Here is a 2,066-nt window from a genome sequence, read left to right as displayed (position 1 = left end):
CCCAGGGGCGGTTCGAGGTCACCCTGCCGCACGGCACGTACGACGTGAAGGCCACCCACGCCTCCCGCTGCGTCACCGGCGGCACGGCGAAGGTCACCGTCGCCGGCGACGTCACCGTCGCGGTGAACCTGCCCGAACGCACCGACGCCTACGGCTACGCCTGCGTCGCCGTCGGCGACCGCCCGTACGCCGAGGGGACCCGCCAGCTCGCGCTCACCGGTGACAACACCACCGAACGCGTCGACCTGCCCTTCCCGCTGCCCCTGTACGGCAAGACGTACGGCCAGGCCTGGATCGGCACCAACGGCACCGTGAGCTTCGGCGGCAACCACACCGGCGACATCAACGGGGACCTCCCGAGCACGGCAACGCCCAACGCGGCCCTGTACCCGTTCTGGGACGACCTCGTCGTCGGCGCCCCGGGCAGCGGCTCCGGCGTCTTCACCGGCGTCACCGGCACCGCCCCGCACCGGAGCTACGTTATCGAGTGGCGCCAGGTGTCCCACTGGTCGGCGCAGACCGACAAGTTCTCCTTCTCGGCCACCATCGGCGAGGACGGCACCGTCTCCTACTCCTACAAGGGGACCGGCGGCACCGGGATCAAGGGCGGCTCCACCGCCACGGTCGGTGTGGAGAACGCGGCCGGTACCGACGCCTTCAGGTACTCCTTCAACAGCGCGGTCATCACGGACGGCCTGTCCATCGCCTTCCGGACCACCAAGAGCGGTGTGGTGGCGGGCCGGGTGCTCGACGCCAATGACGGCAACGGCGTCGCGGGTGCCACGGTGACCGTCGGCACGGGTGACACGGCGGTGTCGGCGACCACGGCCGCGGACGGCGGATACGTCGTCCAGAGCCCGTCCGGCTCGCTGCCCGTCTCGCTGGCGGCGCCGCAGTACGAGCCCGCGACGGCGACGGTGAACGTGAAGGCCGCCGACGTCACCGCCGTCACCCAGTCCCTGCGCACCGGAAAGGTGTCGGCCTCCAAGCCGTCGGTCGAGGTCGTGCTCCCCGCGAACCAGCAGCGGACGCGGACCGTGGACCTGACCAACCCGGGCCTCGGAACCGCGTTCACGGTGTCCGAGGAGGCGACCTGGCTGACCGCCACCCCGGCGACCGGCAACCTCGCGACCGGCGCGAAGGTCCCGGTCACCCTTTCCGTGGACACCACGGGACTGACCCCGGGCGCGGTCCTCACCACCGATCTGAAGATCACCTCCGCGAGCGGCCGGACCCCGGTCCTCTCCGTCCCGGTCAAGGTCGTCGTACCGCGCTATCAGGTCGGCCTGGACGCGGGCTCCGGCTACACGACCACGGACGGCCTGGGTGACGCCTGGTCCCCGGACCGCAAGTACACCCCCGGCTCCTACGGCTACCAGGGCAACAGCACCGTGGAGGCCACCGGCCGCACCATCGCCGGCACGGACGACCAGCGGCTGTTCCGCAACGCCCGTGAGGGTATGTACGAGTACCGCTTCGACAACGTGCCGAACGGTACCTACACGGTGGAGCTGGGCTTCGCGGAGCTCTCGTCCATCCAGCCGAACAAGCGCGTCTTCGACGTCCTGGCCGAGGGCACGCAGGTCCTGCCCTCCCTGGACATCCGCCTGGAGGCGGGCTCCTACACGGCGCTGACCCGTACCTACACGGTCACGGTCACGGACGGCGTGCTCAACGTCCGCTTCGTCACGCACAGCGGATTCGGCAAGCCCCTGCTGAACACCCTGCGGGTGACCGACCGCCCGGACAAGAACGGGTCCGGCCGGTAGATCACGGGGGCGGGGTGCCTGCGGGCGCCCCGCCCCTTCGCGTCGCGGTGGCATTCGGGTGGCGGGAGCGCGGACTCCGCGGCAGCCTGCCAGGAGGCCGGTACCCGGCTCGTTAACGTGGGCGACCATGATCCCCCTGTGCGACCAGGCCACCGCCGTCCGGGCCCTCGTGGAGTCCGCCGACCCGGGGGCGGTGTGGGCCGTCGGCGGACCGGAGGGCCCACAGGCGGCCTCGGAGGGCGGGCACGCGGCCGAGGCCGCCTTCGACGTGGACGGCCTCAGCGCCGTCCTCGCGCT

The 2,066-nt window shown here is 71.8% G+C and carries 1 protein-coding gene; it reads left to right on the top strand.

Annotation, left to right across the window (positions count from 1 at the left end):
- On the top strand, nucleotides 1–1,769 hold a 1,769-nt coding region (locus tag ACWGIU_RS36545), incomplete at its 5' end, for a malectin domain-containing carbohydrate-binding protein (protein ID WP_453712381.1).
- Nucleotides 1,770–2,066 lie beyond the last annotated feature (297 nt).

The organism is Streptomyces sp. NPDC054840, from assembly GCF_053611065.1.
This window is presented reverse-complemented; position numbering and strand designations above follow the sequence as displayed.